The 18028-nt window shown below is 72.3% G+C and carries 17 protein-coding genes; 5 read left to right on the top strand and 12 right to left on the bottom strand.

Going from position 1 to position 18028, the window contains the following annotated elements:
- Positions 1-50: 50 nt before the first annotated feature.
- Both IE168_RS00085 and IE168_RS00080 read right to left on the bottom strand, forming a co-directional pair.
- Entirely contained in the window at positions 51-935 is an 885-nt protein-coding gene (locus IE168_RS00085; RefSeq protein WP_189493994.1) for a restriction endonuclease, read from the bottom strand.
- A 6-nt stretch (positions 936-941) separates the two neighbouring features.
- Positions 942-1244 carry a hypothetical protein gene (locus tag IE168_RS00080; protein ID WP_189493993.1) on the bottom strand — a complete coding sequence of 101 codons (303 nt, stop codon included), beginning with the start codon at positions 1242-1244 and terminating at the stop codon, positions 942-944.
- Positions 1245-1421: 177 nt separating this feature from the next.
- Here IE168_RS00080 and IE168_RS00075 point away from each other — a divergent pair, with 177 nt between their 5' ends.
- Positions 1422-2609, top strand: a complete 1188-nt coding sequence (locus tag IE168_RS00075) for a porin (protein WP_189493992.1) — start codon at positions 1422-1424, stop codon at positions 2607-2609.
- 118 nt (positions 2610-2727) lie between these two features.
- Positions 2728-3207 (top strand): VOC family protein, encoded by a 480-nt coding sequence (locus IE168_RS00070; RefSeq protein ID WP_189493991.1) that lies wholly within the window; start codon positions 2728-2730, stop codon positions 3205-3207.
- A 9-nt stretch (positions 3208-3216) separates the two neighbouring features.
- Here IE168_RS00070 and IE168_RS00065 read toward each other — a convergent pair whose 3' ends face one another.
- From IE168_RS00065 to IE168_RS00055, 3 genes are all read right to left on the bottom strand, one after another.
- The gene (locus IE168_RS00065) at positions 3217-4671 is read right to left on the bottom strand and encodes a UdgX family uracil-DNA binding protein (protein ID WP_189493990.1); all 1455 of its coding nucleotides are present in this window, start codon (positions 4669-4671) and stop codon (positions 3217-3219) included.
- Positions 4671-5891 carry a putative DNA modification/repair radical SAM protein gene (locus tag IE168_RS00060; protein ID WP_189493989.1) on the bottom strand — a complete coding sequence of 407 codons (1221 nt, stop codon included), beginning with the start codon at positions 5889-5891 and terminating at the stop codon, positions 4671-4673. Before IE168_RS00060 ends, IE168_RS00065 begins: the two co-directional genes overlap by 1 nt.
- A 115-nt stretch (positions 5892-6006) precedes the next feature.
- The gene (locus IE168_RS00055) at positions 6007-6492 is read right to left on the bottom strand and encodes a DUF6165 family protein (protein WP_229822961.1); all 486 of its coding nucleotides are present in this window, start codon (positions 6490-6492) and stop codon (positions 6007-6009) included.
- Between the two features lie 46 nt (positions 6493-6538).
- Here IE168_RS00055 and IE168_RS00050 point away from each other — a divergent pair, with 46 nt between their 5' ends.
- Positions 6539-7369, top strand: coding sequence for a hypothetical protein (locus tag IE168_RS00050; RefSeq protein ID WP_189493988.1), 831 nt, complete (start codon positions 6539-6541; stop codon positions 7367-7369).
- A 122-nt stretch (positions 7370-7491) separates the two neighbouring features.
- Positions 7492-7959: a BON domain-containing protein gene (locus IE168_RS00045; protein ID WP_189493987.1), complete on the top strand. Its 468-nt coding sequence runs from the start codon at positions 7492-7494 to the stop codon at positions 7957-7959.
- A 65-nt stretch (positions 7960-8024) separates the two neighbouring features.
- On the opposite strand, the gene IE168_RS00040 is transcribed toward IE168_RS00045, so the two are convergent.
- The 7 genes from IE168_RS00040 to IE168_RS00010 all read right to left on the bottom strand — a co-directional run bounded on the left by IE168_RS00040 (position 8025) and on the right by IE168_RS00010 (position 17485).
- Complete coding sequence (locus tag IE168_RS00040) at positions 8025-9860, bottom strand: DUF885 domain-containing protein (protein WP_189493986.1); 1836 nt, start codon at positions 9858-9860, stop codon at positions 8025-8027.
- 120 nt (positions 9861-9980) lie between these two features.
- The gene (locus tag IE168_RS00035) at positions 9981-11051 is read right to left on the bottom strand and encodes an ROK family protein (RefSeq protein ID WP_189493985.1); all 1071 of its coding nucleotides are present in this window, start codon (positions 11049-11051) and stop codon (positions 9981-9983) included.
- A gap of 54 nt (positions 11052-11105) precedes the next feature.
- Positions 11106-11771, bottom strand: coding sequence for a ligase-associated DNA damage response endonuclease PdeM (pdeM, locus tag IE168_RS00030; RefSeq protein ID WP_189493984.1), 666 nt, complete (start codon positions 11769-11771; stop codon positions 11106-11108).
- A complete protein-coding gene (locus tag IE168_RS00025) occupies positions 11755-14292 on the bottom strand; it encodes a ligase-associated DNA damage response DEXH box helicase (RefSeq protein WP_189493983.1) in 2538 nt (845 codons plus the stop codon). Before IE168_RS00025 ends, pdeM begins: the two co-directional genes overlap by 17 nt.
- Complete coding sequence (locus IE168_RS00020) at positions 14292-15998, bottom strand: ATP-dependent DNA ligase (protein WP_189493982.1); 1707 nt, start codon at positions 15996-15998, stop codon at positions 14292-14294. Before IE168_RS00020 ends, IE168_RS00025 begins: the two co-directional genes overlap by 1 nt.
- Positions 15998-16990, bottom strand: a complete 993-nt coding sequence (locus tag IE168_RS00015) for a ligase-associated DNA damage response exonuclease (protein ID WP_189493981.1) — start codon at positions 16988-16990, stop codon at positions 15998-16000. Before IE168_RS00015 ends, IE168_RS00020 begins: the two co-directional genes overlap by 1 nt.
- A gap of 9 nt (positions 16991-16999) precedes the next feature.
- Entirely contained in the window at positions 17000-17485 is a 486-nt protein-coding gene (locus IE168_RS00010) for a pyridoxamine 5'-phosphate oxidase family protein (RefSeq protein WP_189493980.1), read from the bottom strand.
- Positions 17486-17670: 185 nt separating this feature from the next.
- Between IE168_RS00010 and IE168_RS00005 the strand changes: the two genes are divergently transcribed.
- Positions 17671-17937 carry a hypothetical protein gene (locus IE168_RS00005; protein WP_189493979.1) on the top strand — a complete coding sequence of 89 codons (267 nt, stop codon included), beginning with the start codon at positions 17671-17673 and terminating at the stop codon, positions 17935-17937.
- Positions 17938-18028 lie beyond the last annotated feature (91 nt).

The raw sequence follows: 18028 nt of genomic DNA, 5'->3' as shown, positions 1-18028 counted from the left end.
ACGCGCGTGCTGGATCGATCCAACAGCGGGCTCCGGTCAACCATCGCGATCTATTCCCGGTACACCGCATGAGGGTCAGGAGGAAGTTGCAGCTCCGGCGTGGTGTCCTCGATGATCCGAATGGCGGCGTCGCTCCTGCGCCTGGCCTCGGCCGCGTCGATCTCACGTGATGCGGGCGCGGCCCGCGACCGCTCGAAGGCTGGAGCTTCCGGACGCTGCGCTGGGCGCGGGTGCTGGGCCTGCGGCGGTACGTGGCGCGGCTCAGCAGTCTGTGCCGCTGGCAATGGAGTTGGCGCGCGCCCGGTCCCGTTCCGGACGGAGCAGTGCCACAGAACCATCATCACCAGGACACCCAATGCCACGAGCGCCTGGATGCCTTGCGCATCCTTCTTGGCCTGCATCCGTCCATACCGGACACGGCCCGGAGCAGGACGCGACGGCGGACCCGACAGCGGCCAATCGAGCGGCGCTTTGACGTCGGCACCGCGAGCAGCGGGCGAGTCGACAAGCGCGTACTCGGGAAGCATCTCCCGCAGCCTGTCGCCGTCGATGAGCTCAAGGCGAGTGTCCCTCCGCGCGCTTTCCCAGGCATAGGGTGTGAACTCGCCGGCGTTGACGACGATGGCCCGATCCGCCTTCTCGGTCAGCATGATCCCGAGGAGTTCGTGGCCGACCTTGTGCGTGACTTGAAGCGCGTTTTCCCGCTTGCACTGGACGACGGTGTACGAGCCATCGCGGTACATCTTCAGATCGATGCCGCCATCGAATCTCCTCCCGCCCTGGCCCGCCCCGCAGTGCTCCACCTGGTAGCCCAGGCGCCGGTAATAGCCCGCCACCACCCGCTCGAACTCCTGCGGATCCAGCAGCGCAAGGCGATCGGAACGGCGGTTCCGGACGTCTGGACGTCCGAAGCCACGTCCTCCGGCTCGACTCATCGCACGTCAGGCCTCCAGGAAATCGGGCCAGAGGAAATACGGCCCGTAGCGCTGACTCATCCTGAATTCGCCTCCTGCAGCCTTGCCGGCATCGGTGAGGTAATGCTTGTCGTCCTTGATCTCGAGATAGCCCTTGGCCCCAGCCGCTCCAGCAACTCTGCGGTCTTGATCCGGGTTCTGAAACTCCGGGCGCAGCCACCGGACGTGGCCGCGCGCTTCTTCGGCGGCGCGTTCAATGAAGGCCTCCGCGGCCGCGTCGGCCGTGGCCCTGGCCGTGGCATCGGCCGGTGTCTGTGCTGCGTCCTGCACGCGCCCCCCTTGCACTGCGCGTCCTGCGGACGTTGAAGCATACCGCCTTGCCCTGCGGACGCGGCCCGCCTGGCGCTTGACCGCGGTCAAGGTGTCCGCACCACGGCAGGCGCATCGTCTGCAGCATGCTCCGGACGACCGTCCTGGCCCGGTCCGGCGCCCTTCCCGGAGGCCCCCATGCACTCCCGCGCCAACCACCCTCGCCTCACCCCCATCCGCATCCCGGACCACGCGCCGCGCGTACTACCGGTCCTGGCCACGCTGCTCGCCCTTGCCGCGGGCACGGCCCACGCCGGCGACGCCTGGCAGGCCAGCGGTGACGTCCGCTTCGGCTACGTCGCCTCGGAGACCCGCGCACGCAGCGGCGCGGAGTCCGACAGCGACAGCCTGCGCGCCCGCGTGCGGTTCCGCGTGCGCGGCGACCTCGGCGGCGGCTGGCATGCCAGCGGCCGCATCGCGGCCCGGCTCGACAGCGAACAGGGCGACGAGGCCTTCTGGATGCGCACCTATGCACCGGATCCGACCGGCCTGGCGAACGGCCAGGCCACGGTCGACGAGGCCTATCTGGAATACCGGCCGGCCGAAGCGCCCTGGAGCCTGCGCGTCGGGCGCTTCCAGGCCGCCTGGGGCCTGGACGACGTGATGAAGAAGTCGCTCGACCAGAACGACAGCACCAACTTCGACGTCACCTGGACCGACGGTGCCTGGCTGCAGTGGCGCCCAAGCGAGGACTGGACCACGCACCTCATCGTCCGCCACAACGACCGCCGCGGGCCGACGGGCACGCTGCGGCGCCCGCTGGCGTTCGGCGACGGCGACTCGCGCATCGGCGTGTTCGCGGCAGTGGAGTCGAAGACCGCGATCGGGCCGCTGGTGCAGCGCATGGTCACGCTCAACTGGCTGCCTTCGGCGCTGCACCGGTACGGCGTCAACGATGCGAGGACCGTGGACTACCTCGCCGTGACCGCCAAGGCCACCGCGGAATGGCCGCTCGGCCAGGACGGGACGACGCTGCGGCTGGGCGGCGAGCTCGGCTACGCGCCGGAGACGCCGCGCCGCGAGGCGATGAACTCCGGCACCGGCCGCGCCGACGCGCTGTCCTGGCAGGCGTCGGTCAACGTCATGGACCTCCTGCCCGACCACGACCTCGGGCTCGTCTACGGCCGGGTCGCCGACGGCTGGCTGCTGTCGAGCGACTTCCGTCCCAACGACGAACTGGCCGAGGTGCGCTGGGTCTGGCAGGCGACGCCCGAATGGCAGCTGGATGCACGCCTGCGCCGTCGCCGCGAGATCGACCTGCCGGCCGCCGCCGCCCGCCCGCGGCGCGACGACGACCTGTACCTGCGGGCGACCTACCGCTTCTGACACGCGTCAGGGCGCCGGCGCGGTCGTCAGGCGGGCCAGGAGCGCGCGCGCGTCCGGGGATAGGTGAACCGGCGCGGCCGGGCGCATGCTGGACGCCCTGCCCCACCGGAGCCCCGCCATGCCCGCCAGGAACACCATCTGCCTCTGGTTCGACGGCACCGCCCTGGATGCCGCCCGGTTCTACGCCGAAACCTTCCCCGACAGTTCGGTGGACGCCGTGCACCGCGCGCCCGCCGACTATCCCTCCGGCAAGGCCGGCGACGTGCTCACCGTCGACTTCACGGTGATGGGCATTCCCTGCCTGGGCCTCAACGGCGGGCCGGCGTTCACGCACAGCGAGGCGTTCTCGTTCCAGGTCTGCACCGAGGACCAGGCCGAGACCGACCGGCTGTGGGACGCGATCGTCGGCAACGGCGGCCAGGCCAGCGAATGCGGCTGGTGCAAGGACCGCTGGGGGCTGTCGTGGCAGATCACGCCGCGCGTGCTGACCGAGGCGGTCACCGGTCCCGACCCGGCGGTCGCGAAGCGCGCGTTCGAGGCGATGATGACGATGCGGAAGATCGACGTCGCCGCGATCGAGGCCGCGGTCCGCGGCTGAGCGCTGGGGTCAGGGTTGCGCGGACGCGGCCCGGAGCAGGCGCAGGTCGGCGATGAAGTCACGCCACGCAGCGGGACGTTCCGACTCCGGCAGGCGCAGCAGCCACGAGGGATGCACGGTCGGCAGCACACGCAGGCCGTCGTCGAGGCGGTACCAGCGTCCGCGTCCGGACAGCAGCGCGAAGCCGCGGCCCAGCAGCGCCTGCGCGGCGGTGGCGCCGAGGCACAGCACCATGCGCGGCCGCACCGCGGCGAGCTCGGCCTCGAGCCGGGGCCGGCAGGCGGCCTGCTCGGTCGCGTCCGCGCGCACGTGCATGCGGCGCTTGCCGGCGGGCCTGAACTTGAAGTGCTTCACGGCGTTGGTGAGGTAGAGCGTGGCGCGGTCGATCCCGGCCTCGGCCAGCGCGCGGTCGAACAGCTGCCCGGCCGGCCCCACGAACGGACGCCCGGCGAGATCCTCGCGGTCTCCGGGCTGCTCGCCGATCACCATGATCCGCGCGTCCGCCGGCCCCTCGCCGGGCACGGCCTGGGTGGCGGGCGCCCAGAGCGGGCAGGCGCGGCAGGCGGCGACCGATGCGTGGATCGCCGGCAGTCCGGGCGACGCCCCAACAGGCACGGCGGCACGTGCGCCGGGCGTGTCGCGCGGTGCCGGGAACGCCTTCCGCGACACGGTCGGGGCGGCGTCGACCATCGCGTGCATGCGCGCGCCGGCATCGCGCACCAGCGCCGGGATCAGCGCGGCCTCGGGCATGTTCTTCCAGTAGCGCACCGGCATCTCCTTCACCATCGCGCCGACCTTCAGGCGCGCGGGGTTGAAGATGTTGGCGTAGTACACGCGCCAGAGGTCTTCCAGCGCATCGCCGTCGGGCGCGTCGCCACGCCGGGCGCCCTCGCCCAGGTGCAGCGCCTGGCCGTCCCAGTGCGCGCTGCGCGCGGGCGTCAGGATCGACCAGCGCATGCCCGCGAAGCGCCGCACGAAGAACGGCGCGACCTGCGGCAGCACGTCATGCTCGGGTTCGAACCAGGCCACGTAGACGCTGCCCTCACCGTCGACCACCTCGCGGAAGCGGACGAAGGCCTTCATCTTGTGCTTCTCGCGGCGGACCGCCTTCGCCGCGTGCCGCGCCCAGGCGACGTCGTCGTCGGTCGCCATCGCGAGCAGCGCGCGCTCGCCGCGGGCGATGCGCCAGAGCAGCCGGTAGAGCAGCGCGTGGCGGCGCGGATCGGCGTGGGCGATGACCAGGCCGGCCAGGTCGAGGAAGTCGCGCGGGACGCGCAGGCCGGCAGGCGAGCCGCTGCGGCGCATCGCGTCGCCCATGGCGTCCACCACCTCGCCCAGGAGGTCGCGCTGCGCCCCGACCTGCCACAACACCTGCTCGGGTGGCACGCCGTCGGCCAGCAGCGCGCGCGCCGCGTCGCGCCACTGCACGAGGTCCGCGCCATCGGCGAGTTCGACGCGTCGCATCAGTGGCCGAACAGGTCCGGCTGCTTCGGCGGCGGCGCGACCGCCGCGCGCAGCACCGCGCCGTCGACGTCGGCGCGCGGGCGGTGGTCGAGCGTGGACACGAACGGCGCCACCTTCGTCACCGACACGCCCAGCTTCACCAGGTCGGCGTAGCGCAGGCGGCGATGGCGGCGCATCGCGAGCAGCCGCCGCACCGTCTTCACCCCCAGGCCCGGCACCCGCAGCAGCAGCTCGCGCGGTGCGGTGTCGAGGTCGACCGGGAACTGCTCGCGGTGGCGCAGCGCCCACGCCAGCTTCGGATCGATGTCGAGGTCGAGCATGCCGTCGTTGCCCGCGGGCGCGATCTCGCCGACGTCGAAGCCGTAGAACCGCATCAGCCAGTCGGCCTGGTAGAGGCGGTGCTCGCGCATCAGCGGCGGCGGCCGCAGCGGCAGCGCGCGCGAGGCGTCGGGAATCGGGCTGAAGGCGGAGAAGTAGACGCGCTTGAGCCCGTAGCTCGCATACAGCGTGCTGCTGGTCTCGAGCACGTCGCGGTCGCTGGCGGGATCGGCGCCGATGATCATCTGCGTGCTCTGGCCGGCGGGCGCGAAGCGCGGCGCCTTCTTTTCGGCCTTCGCCTCCTCGATGCCCAGGCGCAGCCGGCCCATCGAGCGGCGGATGTCCTGCGCGTCCTTCTCCGGCGCCAACGGCTTGAGCCCGCCCTCGGTCGGCAGTTCGACGTTGATGCTGAGCCGATCGGCCCAGCGGCCCGCGGCCGCGAGCAGCTCGGGCGAGGCGTCGGGAATCGTCTTCAGGTGGATGTAGCCGCGGAAGCGCTCCTCCACGCGCAGCCGCCGCGCCACTTCCACCAGCATCTCCATGGTGTAGTCGCCGGAGCGGATGATGCCCGAGGACAGGAACAGGCCCTCGATGTAGTTGCGGCGGTAGAAGTCCATGGTCAGCCGCACCACTTCGTCGACGCCGAAGCGGGCGCGTTGCACGTTGGAACTGCGCCGGTTGATGCAGTAGGCGCAGTCGTAGATGCAGAAGTTGGTGAGCAGGATCTTCAGCAGCGAGATGCAGCGGCCGTCGGGGGCGTAGGCATGGCAGATGCCGGTGCCTTCGTTGGAGCCGATGCCGCCGGTGCCGCGGGAGTGACGCTTCGCGCCGCCGCTGGACGAACAGGAGGCGTCGTACTTGGCTGCGTCGGCCAAGATCGTGAGCTTGTCGCGCAGCTGCATCGCGCGAGACTGGCAGGCGTCTGTCTCGGGATCTGAGACTGGCAACTGAATGGGCATCAGGCGGCGGCGGACACGCGGCGGTGTCGTCCCTTGGGCTGCGGCCCACCCGCCGGAGCTATTGCCCGGCCTGGTACTGCTTCTCTTCGATGAAGGCCGAGCCGGCGAGGCGGTTGATGCCGTTCTTGATCGCCACCCGCTCGCCGTTGCGCACGGCCACGGCGCGGGCGAGTTCGATGAACTCCGCATCGAAGGTCTTCGCGGCCTCGCGCGCACGCAGCCCGTCCTGCACGTCCCACATCAGCTCGTTGACCGCCTTGAGGCGGTCGTAGTGGCCGGCAAGTTCCGGATTGGACGCGACCACGCCATCCCAGATCGGCCGCAGGCCCGCCATCTCCTCAGCCACGTGGGCGCGCTTGGCCGGGTCCTGGATGCGTTCGTGCTTGATGTGCAGGATCGAGAGCTTGTCGGCCAGCTCCCCGACCGACACCGGCACCGAGATCGTGGCCTGCCTGTCCGGCGCGCTCACGGGCGCGTGCTCGGCAGCGGCATGGATGCGTGGCGGGACGGTGTCATCGGGATCTCCGGCGGGACGGGCGGTCATCTTGTTCCCGTACACTTGCGCGGGCAAGCCTGATTGGATGGACCCAATGACCGCTCCGCCCCGCACCGCCCTGTCCTGCCTCGTCGCCGTGCTCGCCTGCGGCGCCGCCGATGCCGCCCCCCGGACCGCGCCCGCCGCGCAGTGCCTGGACGCCCGCGAGGTGCGCGAGGTCTTCCAGTCCGATGCGCGGACGCTGGCGGCGGTGCAGTCCGACGGCCGCCGCTACCGCATCGACCTGGGCGCCGACTGCCCCGACATCGACGGCGACGCGCCCGCGCGGATGCTCGCAGCCGAGGGCTGGATGTGCGGGGCGGGCAACGAATACGTGGCCGTGGGCCAGGACCTGTGCCCGGTGGCCGGCGTCGAACCGATCACGTCGGCCGAGTACGCGGGCCATGCGCGCGCCAGCCAGACCAGCCCGGACGGCAGCACCACCCTGGCGAACGTGGTGGTGAAGGGCGAGAAGCGGCGTGGCTTCGCGGCCTCGCACAGCTACTGCTTCAGCCCGCGGCACGTGCGTGGGTGGTCGGAGGATCCCAAGGGACTGGTGGTCGAGGTCAACCCGCGGCGCTCCAGCGGCAACCGCTACTACCGCGTGGAACTGGTGCGTTCGTGCCCGCATCTGTCCGGACCGGTGGAGATCGCGTTCCGCTCGGGCATGGGCATTGGCGTCATCTGCGGCAACCCGGGCGACGACATCAGGACCGGCACTCGTGGCAACAGCGCCCTCGGCTTCCAGAGCGTCAGCGGCCAGGGTCTGCCCCTGGTGGCATCGAATGGCCGGCCTTCGGACTTCCTGATGACCGGCTCCGACGCGCTTCAGGTGCTGGGTGCGAAGTCCGGCTGCCCGATCCGCGCGGTCTACCCGATCGATTGAGTGGCCTCCAGCGCCGTGCACCGGGGTGGCCTCCACGCCGGCGTGACGCGGCTTGAACATCCACGGCCGGACACTGGTGCCGTTGGGCGCGCCGCGTCCGTGACGACACAGGAGGCCATGCCATGACCCGATCCACTTCCGGCCAAGCCGCTGCCGATGAGTTCCGCGAGGTCGCGCGCGACGCGATGAAGCTGGGCGGACGCTGCGTGGGCGCCGCGCGCGACTGGCTGGGCGAGAAGCGCGAGGAGTTCGCCGCCGGGCGCAGCGCCGGCGCCGCCGGCGTGTCGGCCCACGGCTACCGCGGCGTCGGCCCGCGCGGCTATCGCCGCGACGATGCGCGCATCCGCGAGGACGTCTGCGACGTCCTCACCGAGAACGACGCGCTGGACGCCAGCAGCATCAGCGTCGCCGTACAGGACGGCGTGGTGAAGCTTTCCGGCACGGTGCCGCACCGGCTGATGAAGCGCCTGGCGGAGGACCTTTCGGAAGGCTGTCCGGGCGTGCGCGACGTGGACAACTCGCTGCGCGTGGGTGTTTCGCAGACCGCGGGCACCGGCAACGATGTTCCCGGGATGGATCCGCTGGGCTGAGCCCCGCGCCCCGCGCATGCACGCGCCCGGTTTCGCCGGGCGCGTCGATGCAACCGGCGGCGCGGTCAGCGAGCCTCGGCGAGCTGCTCCGGAGTGCCGGCCTTCCCGCGCGCGATGAAGGCCCGCATTTCCTCTTCCAGCACCGGCAGCGGCACCGCGCCCAGCGCGAGGATCGCGTCGTGGAACGGGCGCTGGTCGAAGCGATTGCCCAGCTCGCGCTCCGCTTCCGCGCGCAGGTCGCGGATGGTGCGATAGCCGATGTAGTACGACAGCGCCTGGCCGGGCCAGGAGATGTAGCGGTCGACCTCGTTCTCGATATCGGCGCGCGACAGCGCGGCGTGGCTGGCGAGGTACTCGATGCCCTGCTCGCGGCTCCAGCCATAGGCGTGGATGCCGGTGTCGATCACCAGGCGCGCGGCGCGCCACATCTCGAAGCTCAGGCGGCCGAACTCCTCGTAGGGCGTCTCGTAGATGTCCATGCGCGTGCCCAGCCACTCGGTGTACAGCGCCCAGCCCTCGCCATAACCGGAGAAATAGCTGTTCTGGCGGAAGTCCGGGCGCTCCGGCGCCTCGAGCGCCAGCGCCGCCTGCAGGCTGTGCCCGGGCGAGCACTCGTGCAGCACGAGTGCCGGCAGGTTGTACAGCGGCCGCGACGGCAGGTCGTAGGTGTTGAACCAGCAGGCGTCCAGCCCCCCGCGGCCGGCGGTGTAGTTGGGCGCGATGTCGTCGGCCACCGGCAGGATCGTGAAGCGGTAGCGCGGCAGGGTGCCGAGCACGTGCTTGAGCTGGCCGTCGACTTTCTTCGCCACGTACGACGCATGGGCGAGCAGCTCGCGCGGCGTCTTCGCGTAGAACCGCGGGTCGCTGCGCAGGTAGGCGAGGAACTCTTCGAAGCTGCCTTCGAAGCCGGCGCGCGCCATCACCTCGTGCATCTCGGCGGTGATGCGCGCGACCTCGGCCAGGCCGAGTTCGTGGATCTCGCGCGGCGACATGTCGAGCGTCACGTACTCGCGGATCTGCGCGCGGTAGAACGCCTCGCCGTCGGGCAGCGCGCTGGCGGCGATCGTGGTGCGGGTGCGCGGCAGGTAGTCCTCGCGCATGTAGGCCAGCAGTTCGCGATAGGCCGGCACCACGTCGCCCAGCACCACCTTGCGGCCTTCCTCGCGCAGCTGCGTGCGCAGGGGCTCGGGAATCGACTGCGGAATCGCGTCGAAGGCGTCGAGCAGCGGATTGCCCGGGCCTTCGCCGGTGTAGGCCTCGATGGTGCGGTCGCGGCCATCGAGCGAGGCGCGGGGCACGCTCCAGCCGCGCGCCAGCCCGCGCTCCATGTTGGCGATCTGCTCGTCGAAATGGCGCGGGATGTCGGCCAGCCGGGAGATGAAGCGCCGCCAGTCGGCTTCCTGCTGCCAGGGCTGGCGCGGCGCGAAGCCGGCCCAGAAGAACGTGTCGCTGTTGAACGGCGCCTCCCAGGTGCGGCGCACGGCGTTGTCGAGCTCGGCGGCACGGGTGGCGCGGAACACCGCCAGGTTGACCTGGTCCTCGCGCGAAAGCGTCGAGGGGAGGATCGCGTCGAGTTCGCGCAGGATGCGCGTGACGTGCGCGATGCGCCGATCCCAGGCTTCGGGCAGCACCGACGGCAGGCGGCCCGACGGACGCCAGCGCCCGTCGACCTGCTCGTATCCGAATTCGCGCTGGCGCCAGGCGGCGTCTTCGGCGAAGAGCGCGTGCAGCCGCGCCCGCGATGAATCGGCGGGCGCGGCGGTCGTGGTGGTGCTGGCGGCCGTGGTGGTGGAACCGCTCACCTCCGCCTGCGTCGCCATTGCCGGCCCGGACAGGCCCGCGGCCAGCAACAGGCCCGTCAGCAGCACCGGTCGACGTGAGGGATGGCGGGTGGTCGGCATGGGCGGATCTCCTGGCAGGTCGGTCGCGGCGCGCGGAATTCCGCGCGGGCGGTCGCGCCCGGCATGGAGTCCCCGCATCGATTCTCCGCGAAGCGTCGCGCCCCGGCCATCCGCCAAAGGTCAGCCCAGGTTGGAGTAGGACGCGTTGCCCAGGCCGGTGCCGATGGTCAGCACGCCCCAGCGCTTGGCATTGCGCATGCGCGGGCGCTCGCTCAGGCCCTGCACCACCGCGTCGTTGTGCAGCAGCACGCGCGGCGCGCGGCCGCGCACCGGCGCCAGCCAGGCGCCCAGCGCGTCGGCCAGGAAGAAGTCCTCCGCCGCCCAGTCGCCCGGCAGGTTCTGCGCGCCGTTGAGCAGGTGGCCGCGCGCGTCGACCTCGCCCGGACAGGCGATGCCGACGAAGGCCGCGAGGTCGATCCCGCGCGTGCGCGCATGCGCGGCCAGGCCGTTGAGCATCGCCCCCAGCCGCTGCAGCGCCTCCTCGCGCGTCGGCGCATCGTCGGCGTGGCGCCACTGCGCGTGCTCCAGGATGCGTGCTTTGCCGCCGCTGCGATCCTCGCCCAGGCGCGGCTCGACGATGCCGCAGCGGATGTTGGTGCCGCCGATGTCCACCGCCAGGAAGGCCTGCCGGCGCAGCGCGGCCGACGGCGCCAGCTGCACCCAGCCGAGCAGTCCGCCTTCGTCGCTGTCGTGGCCGAGCACGCGCAGGCGCACTCCGCTGCGTGCGAGCTTCAGCAGCCGCGCGGCGCGGCGGATCGCCAGCCGTCCGGCCTCGTGGCCGGGGAAGCCGCCACCCAGCACGATGTCGCGCACGCCGCGCCATTCCGGCTGCGCGATGAAGCTGCGCACCACCGCCACCAGCGCACGCGCGTACTCCTCGACGGCGAGGTGCACCACGTGCGCCGCGTCGGGATCGCCGCCGACGAGCACCATGTCGATCTCGCGCTTGTCGAGTTCGGCGGTGGGCGTGCGCCCGAAGGGATCGCGCGCGCAGGTGCTGTGCGCGCGGCGCGCCTGGTCCAGCAGTTCGCGGAACGCGGTCTGGCTGGCGCGGTCGCCCAGGAATCCGCCTTCGGGATGGCGCAGCGGCAGGTTCCAGCTGTCGATGCGCACGCCGGTGCCGCGGGTAGCGGCATGGCCACCGCGGCGCGGGGCGGCGCGGTGGCTGGACGGTGCCTGGCGTGGCGGCATGCGGAGCTCCTGGTGCAGGACGCCCACGCTAACCGCCGCGGCGTCGTGCGCCGGTCAATGCGCTGCTGCCCGCCACGGTCCGTCGCCGTTGCCGGCAAGCTCGCCCTGCGCGCAGGCGATCCAGGCCTGTGCGTCCGACAGCAGCCAGCCACCGGTGAACGCCGAGAACGCCGGCAGGATCGCCTGCCCCGGCGCCAGCGCCAGGGCCGGATGGCGTCCGGGCAGGCCCGGCAGTCGCGCCACCGGGTGCACGTGTCCGCACATCACGTGGCCGAGGGCGGGATCGGGGGCTTCCAGCGGCACATGGCGGAAGCGGAACGGCCCGTCGCGCACGTCGTCGGGCAGGTGCACCACGCCGGCCGCATCGGCGACCAGCGCCCGGTCGTGGTTGCCGGCGACCACGCTCGCCACGCAGCCCGGATGCGCGGCCAGCAGGGCGCGCCACTCGGCCTCGACGCGCGGGTGGCGGCGGCCGTGCAGGAAGTCGCCCAGCACCCACAGTTCGCGTGCGCCGGTCGCGTCGAGCAGGACGTGCAGCCGGTCGAGGTCGTGGCGCGTTCCGCCCGAAGGCACGGCGATCCCGGCGGCGCGCATGATGTCGCCCTTGCCCAGGTGCAGGTCGGCGATGAGCAGCCGTCCGCGCGCCGGCCAGTACAGGGCGCGGTCGGCCAGCAGGCGCATCGGCTCGCCGGCCAGCAACAGGTCAAGCACGGCGGGCATGGCGCTCCTCCAGGCGTTCGGCGGCGCGTTGCACGCGCGTGCGCCAGTCCTCGGTGCTGAGCTGGCCACGCATCGATTCGGCCCACAGCGGGAAGGCCAGCGGCGTCAGGCCGCGCGGGCGGTGCAGCGCGAGGGGGCGCCGGCCACAGCGTTCGAGCGCGGCGCGCAGCCGCACCACCTCCAGCTGGGCTTCGAGGACTTCGCGCTCGGCCTGGGCCAGCAGCACGTGGCCGGGATCGTGGCGGCTGAGCACGTCGAACAGCAGGCTGCTCGAGGCCTGCAGCTGGCGCAGCGACCGGATGGCGCGCCCCGGCAGCGACGGCGGCAGCAGCCCGGCGACGCGCGCGATCTCCCGGAACTGGCGACGCGCGAGCTCGGCCAGGTTGAGGCTGGCGCGCAGGTCGTCGACCACGCCGTCCACGGCGAGCATGCGTGCGAGCAGGGCCTCGTCCGGCCAGGCTTCGGCCTGCGCGCTCAGCACCAGGCCGTAGTCGTTCACCGCCCAGGCGAAGGTGTTGGGCGCCTCGCGCGCCCAGCGCAGCGCCAGCAGCGGCGCCAGGCCTTCGTGCACCGCGCGCCCGGCGAAGGGAAACAGGAACAGGTGCCAGCCTTCGCGCGTCTTCACCGCCTCGGCCAGCAGGCTGTCTGGGGTGGGCAGGGAGGAGAGCCGCGACTGCAGCGACAGCAGCGGTGCCAGCGCGCGCATCTCGGGACTGCGCGGTGGCCGGGCCAGCACCGCCTCGACTTCCGCGGCCAGCTCGCTCGATAGCGGCATGCGCCCGCCCTGCCAGCGCGGCACGCTGCCGTCGCTGCGCCTGGCCAGGCGCACGAAGGCGGTCATGTCGCGCAGCTGCACCAGCTCCAGCGTGCGACCGGCGAACTGGAAGCGGTCGCGCGGACGCAGGCGCGAGACGAACGATTCCTCCACCGCGCCCAGCCGCGCCCCCTTGGCGAAGCGGACCTCGACGCTGCCGGCGCTGGTGATCGTGCCGATCGAGAGCCGGTGCCGGAACGCGACCCGGCGATCGAGGACGCGCCACGCGCCATCGTCGTCGCGCACCACGCGCCGGTAGTCCGGATAGTGCTCCAGCGCGCTGCCGCCGCGGACGATGAAGTCGAGCACCGCCTGCCAGGCGTCGTCGGACAGCGCGGCGAAGGCGTGGGTGCCGCGCACTTCGTCCAGCAGCGCACCGGCGTGGAAGCCGCCGCCGAGCGCGAGGGTGACGCAGTGCTGCGCCAGCACGTCGAGCGACAGCCGCGGTGGCACGCGCGCCTCGATGCGCCCGGCCTCGATCGCGATGCGCGCCGCCGCGTACTCCGCCAGCTCCAGCGCATGCGTGGGCACGCAGACGACGTGACCGGCCTCGCCCGGACGGTGGCGCGCGCGGCCGCCGCGCTGCACCAGCCGCGCCATGCCCTTGGGGCTGCCCACCTGCAACACCTGGTCGACGGCGGGGAAATCGACGCCAAGATCGAGGCTCGACGTCGCCACCACGCAGCGCACGCGGCCGTCGCGCAGGCCGGCCTCGGCCTCGGCGCGCAGCGAGGCGTCGAGCGAGCCGTGGTGCAGCGCCAGCGTCGCCGGATCGTCCAGCCACACCGCCTGCAGCGCCCGGTGCCAGAGCTCGGCCTGCGAGCGCGTGTTGGTGAACAGCAGGCTGCTGCGTGCGCGCTGCAGCACCGCGGCCACGCGCTCGAGCTGCGACAGGCCGAGGTGGCCGGCCCAGGGGAAACGCTCGCCCTCGGCCGGGATGAGGGTCTCGAGCGTCAGCCGCCTCGGTTTCGGGGCGGCGAGGATGGGCGCATCGGGCTGGCCGGGCAGCAGCACGTCGCGCGCTTCCCCGATGTTCCCCAGCGTGGCTGACAGCCCCCAGGTCCGCGCCGCGGGTGCGACCGCACGCAGCCGCGCCAGGCACAGCTGCAGCAGCACGCCGCGCTTGTTGCCCAGCAGCTCGTGCCATTCGTCGACGACCACCGCGCGCACCCCGCCCAGCAGGTCCGCGGCGTCGGGATAGGACAGGGCCAGGGCGAAGGATTCGGGCGTGGTGACCAGCACCTCCGCCTGGCCCTGGCGCGCCAGGCGTCGGTCGCGCGCGCTGGCGTCGCCCGTGCGCATGGCGACGGTCCACGGGATGCCGAGCGCCTCCACCGGTTCGCGGATCGCGCGCACGGTGTCGACCGCGAGCGCGCGCAGCGGGGTGATCCAGAGCAGGCGCAGGCGGGGTCCGGGCGATGATGCGCCGCGTCGCTTCGGCGCCGGTGCATCGCCGAGCCGGAGCGCTTCGAGCAGCGGCCCCCCGAGCGCGGCCAGCGTCTTGCCGCTGCCGGTGGGCGTGACCAGGAGGCCGGAGCCACCGGTCAGGTAATGCCGCCAGGCCTGTCGCTGGAAGGGCGCGACGCGCCACCCGCGCGCGGTGAACCAGGCCGTCAGCGGGGCGTCGAACCGCCCGCGGCTGCGCGCGGGCGGCGGCACTGCGGGCTGTCCGGCCGGCGATCGCCTGGAACCGGCGGCGGGCGCCATCACCGCGCCAGGGCCCGCAGCGCGTCGAGCGTGTCGGCCTCGCGCACCGGCTTGTCCTCGCGCCAGCGCAGGATGCGCGGGAAGCGCACCGCGACGCCGGACTTGTGCCGCCGGGACCGGTTCACGCCTTCGAAGCCGAGCTCGAACACGTGAGCGGCCTCGACCGAGCGCACCGGTCCGAAGCGCTCCAGCGTGTGCGCACGGATCCAGCGGTCCAGGCGCAGGATTTCCGCGTCGTCGAGCCCCGAGTAGGCCTTGGCCACCGGCACCAGCGCGTCGCCGTCCCAGAGGCCGAATGTGTAGTCGGTAAACAGCGTGCTGCGCCGGCCGCTCCCGGACTGGGCGTAGATCAGCACCGCATCGATGCTGAGCGGATCGACCTTCCACTTCCACCAGTCGCCGCGCCTGCGGCCGTGGCGGTAGGGGGAATCGCGGCGCTTCAGCATCAGGCCCTCGACGCCGCGATCGCGCGCCTCGTCTCGCAGCGCGGCGGCCTGCGCCCAGTCACGGGCCTCGACCCGCGGCGACAGCGCGATGCGAGCGGCGCTGCCGCCAGTGCCGGCACGGTCGTCGCCGTTCGTGGCGCTCCCGGCCTGCGCGGTTTCGCCAAGGAGAGCAGCCAGCAGCGACCGCCGCTCGTCCAGCGGACGCGCGCGCAGGTCCTCGCCGTCGAGCTCCAGCAGGTCGTAGGCCAGCACGCGCGCGGGCGCGGAGGCCAGCGTCTTCGGCCCCGGCTTCAAGCGCTGGATGCGGGTCTGCAGGGCGCTGAACGGCATGGGCGCGCTGGCGGCAGGCTGCCAGGCCAGCAGCTCGCCGTCGATCACGCAGTCGCGCGGGAGCACGGCGGCCGCGGCTTCGATCTCGGGGAAGCGCCCGTCCATGCGCTCTTCGCCGCGCGACCAGAGCGCGACCTCGCCGGCGCGTCGGATCAGCTGCAGGCGGATGCCGTCCCACTTCCATTCCAGCAGCCAGTCGTCCACCGGGCCGAGGCCATCGGGATCCGACTCCAGCGGCGAGGCCAGGAAAAACGGATAGGGCAGCGCGGCATCGCCCGGCTGCGCCTCGGGCGACAACAGGGTCTCCATGAAGCCGGCGCCCGGCGTCCAGCGACCGAGCATGCGCTGCGCGATGAGGGCGATGTCGACGCCGGACAGTTCGGCCAGCGCCTGCTGCACCAGGCCCTGCGAGACGCCCACGCGCAGGGCGCCGGTCAAGAGCTTGTTGAACACCAGCCGCTCGCGGAACACCAGGCTGCGCCAGGCGTCGACCACCACGGCACGGCGTGTCTCCGGGTCGGCGTTGGCGACCGGCGCGAGGCGACGTTCGATCCAGTCCGCGAGGCCGAGGCCGGCGCCATCTTCGCCTGCCGGCAGGTACGGCAGTGCGTTGCCGGGCCCGGCGCCCTGCGTCACGGGCGGATCGTCCAGCAGCAGGGCCAGGGTTTCAGCGAGGTCGCCCACCTGGTGGTGGCAGGCTTCGACGAGCCAGTCCGGCGTGCCGGTTTCCTCGCCGATCCACGCGCGCAGATCGCCCGTGGCCGCGATCTTCGCGCGCGCGCCGCCGATCTTCCCGCCGGCCAGCAGCCAGAGCGCCCACGCCGCATCGCGCGGCGGCGCGTCGCGGAAGTAGTCGACCAGGGCGCGGCGCTTGTCGGCGGTGCCGGTGCTGCGGTCGAGCCGCTCGTACAGGGCGGCGAAGCGGCGCATCAGTCGTCCTCGCCGTAGCCGGTCGCGAACACGCCGGTGTCGATGCCCTGCGTATTGAGCACGCGGACCAGAGCGTCGGTGTCACCGTGGGTGGCGATCACGCGGCGCGCGCCGGTCTCGTGCGCGGTGCGCAGCAGCGACGGCCAGTCCGCGTGGTCGGACACGACGAAGCCGCGATCGTAGTTGCGGCGGCGACGGTTGCCGCGGATGCGCATCCAGCCGGAGGCGAAGCCCTGCTGCGCGCGCCGGAAGCGGCGGATCCACGGACTGCCCGCCGCGGACGGCGGCGCGATGACCAGCTCGCCGGCGAAGTCCGCCGCGCGCGCCTCGTCGGCCACGCGCCGCGTGTCGAGCAAGTGCACGCCGGCCTCCCGATAGACCTGCACGCCCGCGTCGATCGCGCCATGCACGAACACCGGGCGGTCGGTGTGGGCCGCGAGTTCGGCGAGGATCCGCTGCGCCTTGCCCAGCGCGTAGCAGTAGAGGATCGCGGCCTCGCCGTTGCCCGCGCACTCCTCGCGCCAGGCCACGATGTCCCGCGCCACCTCCGTGGCCGGCGTCCAGCGGTAGATCGGCAGCCCGAACGTCGATTCGGTGATGAACACGTCACAGGCGACAACCTCGAAGGGCGCGCAGGTGGGATCGGGGTCGCGCTTGTAGTCGCCCGAGGCCACCCACACCTCGCCGCCCGCCTCGATCCGCACCTGGCTGGATCCGAGCACATGGCCGGCCGGATGGAACGACAGCGTCGCGCCTCCGATCCGGAAACGCTCGCCGGCGGCGTGCACGCGGTAGTCCTGGTCGCCAAGGCGCCAGCGCAGGATCGGCAGGCCCTCGGCCACCACGTGGTAACAGCCCATCCCTGAACGGGCATGGTCGCCGTGGCCGTGCGTGATCACCGCACGGGGCACGGGCCGCCACGGGTCGATATGGAAGTCGCCGGCCGGACAGTACAGTCCTTCGGCCGTTGCCACCACGAGGTCACGCTGCATCGGCGGCCGTCAGCGCAGGTCGACTTCGCCGACCTTGTCCTTGTAGTCCTTCTTCGGGTCGACGCCGAGCAGCATCTTCACGCCGGCGAGCATGCTGCTGGCGTCGATCCAGACTTCGGCGTCTTCGGCGTCGAGGCGCAGCAGGCGCAGCTTCGGATCGTCCTTGCCTTCGTACCAGGCGCCGACGAAGGGGTTCCACAGGCGCTCCACCACCGCGCGGTCGGTATCGACGCGCAGTGAGCCGCGGATGCTGGCGAAGAGGTCGTGGCCCTTGGAGGCGAATCCGGCGATCGCGCGGCCACTGCCCGTGCCGAGCTGCTTGACCAGCGCATTGTCAGCGGACGTGAAGAACCAGATCGGCGAGCGCCGGTCCTCGGCAAGGCCCGTCATCGGCCGGGCGTGCCCGTCCTCCTGGCCATCGAGGCCGAGCATGACGGTGCGGTCGCTCTCCAGCGCCTTCCAGAACTTTTCTTCGAGTTCGCGGGGGTCGGTCATCGGTGTGCTCCTGTCGCACGGGGTGAGCCCCGGATGTGAGCACCCGCGCAGTGACAGCCACGTTGGCGTACACCGGTTCACCCGGCGCGGACCGGGCATGCGCGAACATCGATCACCCATCCGGATGCACGTGGACAACATGCACGTCGACGCTCCGGATCACACGTCGAAAGGATCCGCGAACGATGAATCCCGACATCATCGGCTGGACGGCCTCGGCGATCCTGCTGGCCACCCTCTGCCGCCAGATCGTCACGCAGTGGAAGGACAAGGACGCGAAGGGCGTCTCGCGCTGGCTGTTCCTGGGCCAGATGGCGGCCTCCGTTGGCTTCATCGCCTACAGCTGGATGCTCGGCAACCGGGTGTTCATCGTCACCAACTCGCTGATCCTGCTGACCGCGGTGATCGGCCAGATCGGATTGCTGATGCGGCGACGGGAATCGGCGGGCTGAGGCCGCCGCGCGCCCAAAGAAAAACCCCGCAGCCGAGGCTGCGGGGTTTTGGGGTAAAGACCCTGGCGATGACCTACTCTCGCATGCTGGA

It is taken from the genome of Luteimonas padinae, assembly GCF_014652935.1.
GTDB lineage: Bacteria > Pseudomonadota > Gammaproteobacteria > Xanthomonadales > Xanthomonadaceae > Luteimonas > Luteimonas padinae.
Note: the sequence above shows the minus strand (reverse complement) of the source record. Positions and strands in the feature narration are given on the sequence as shown.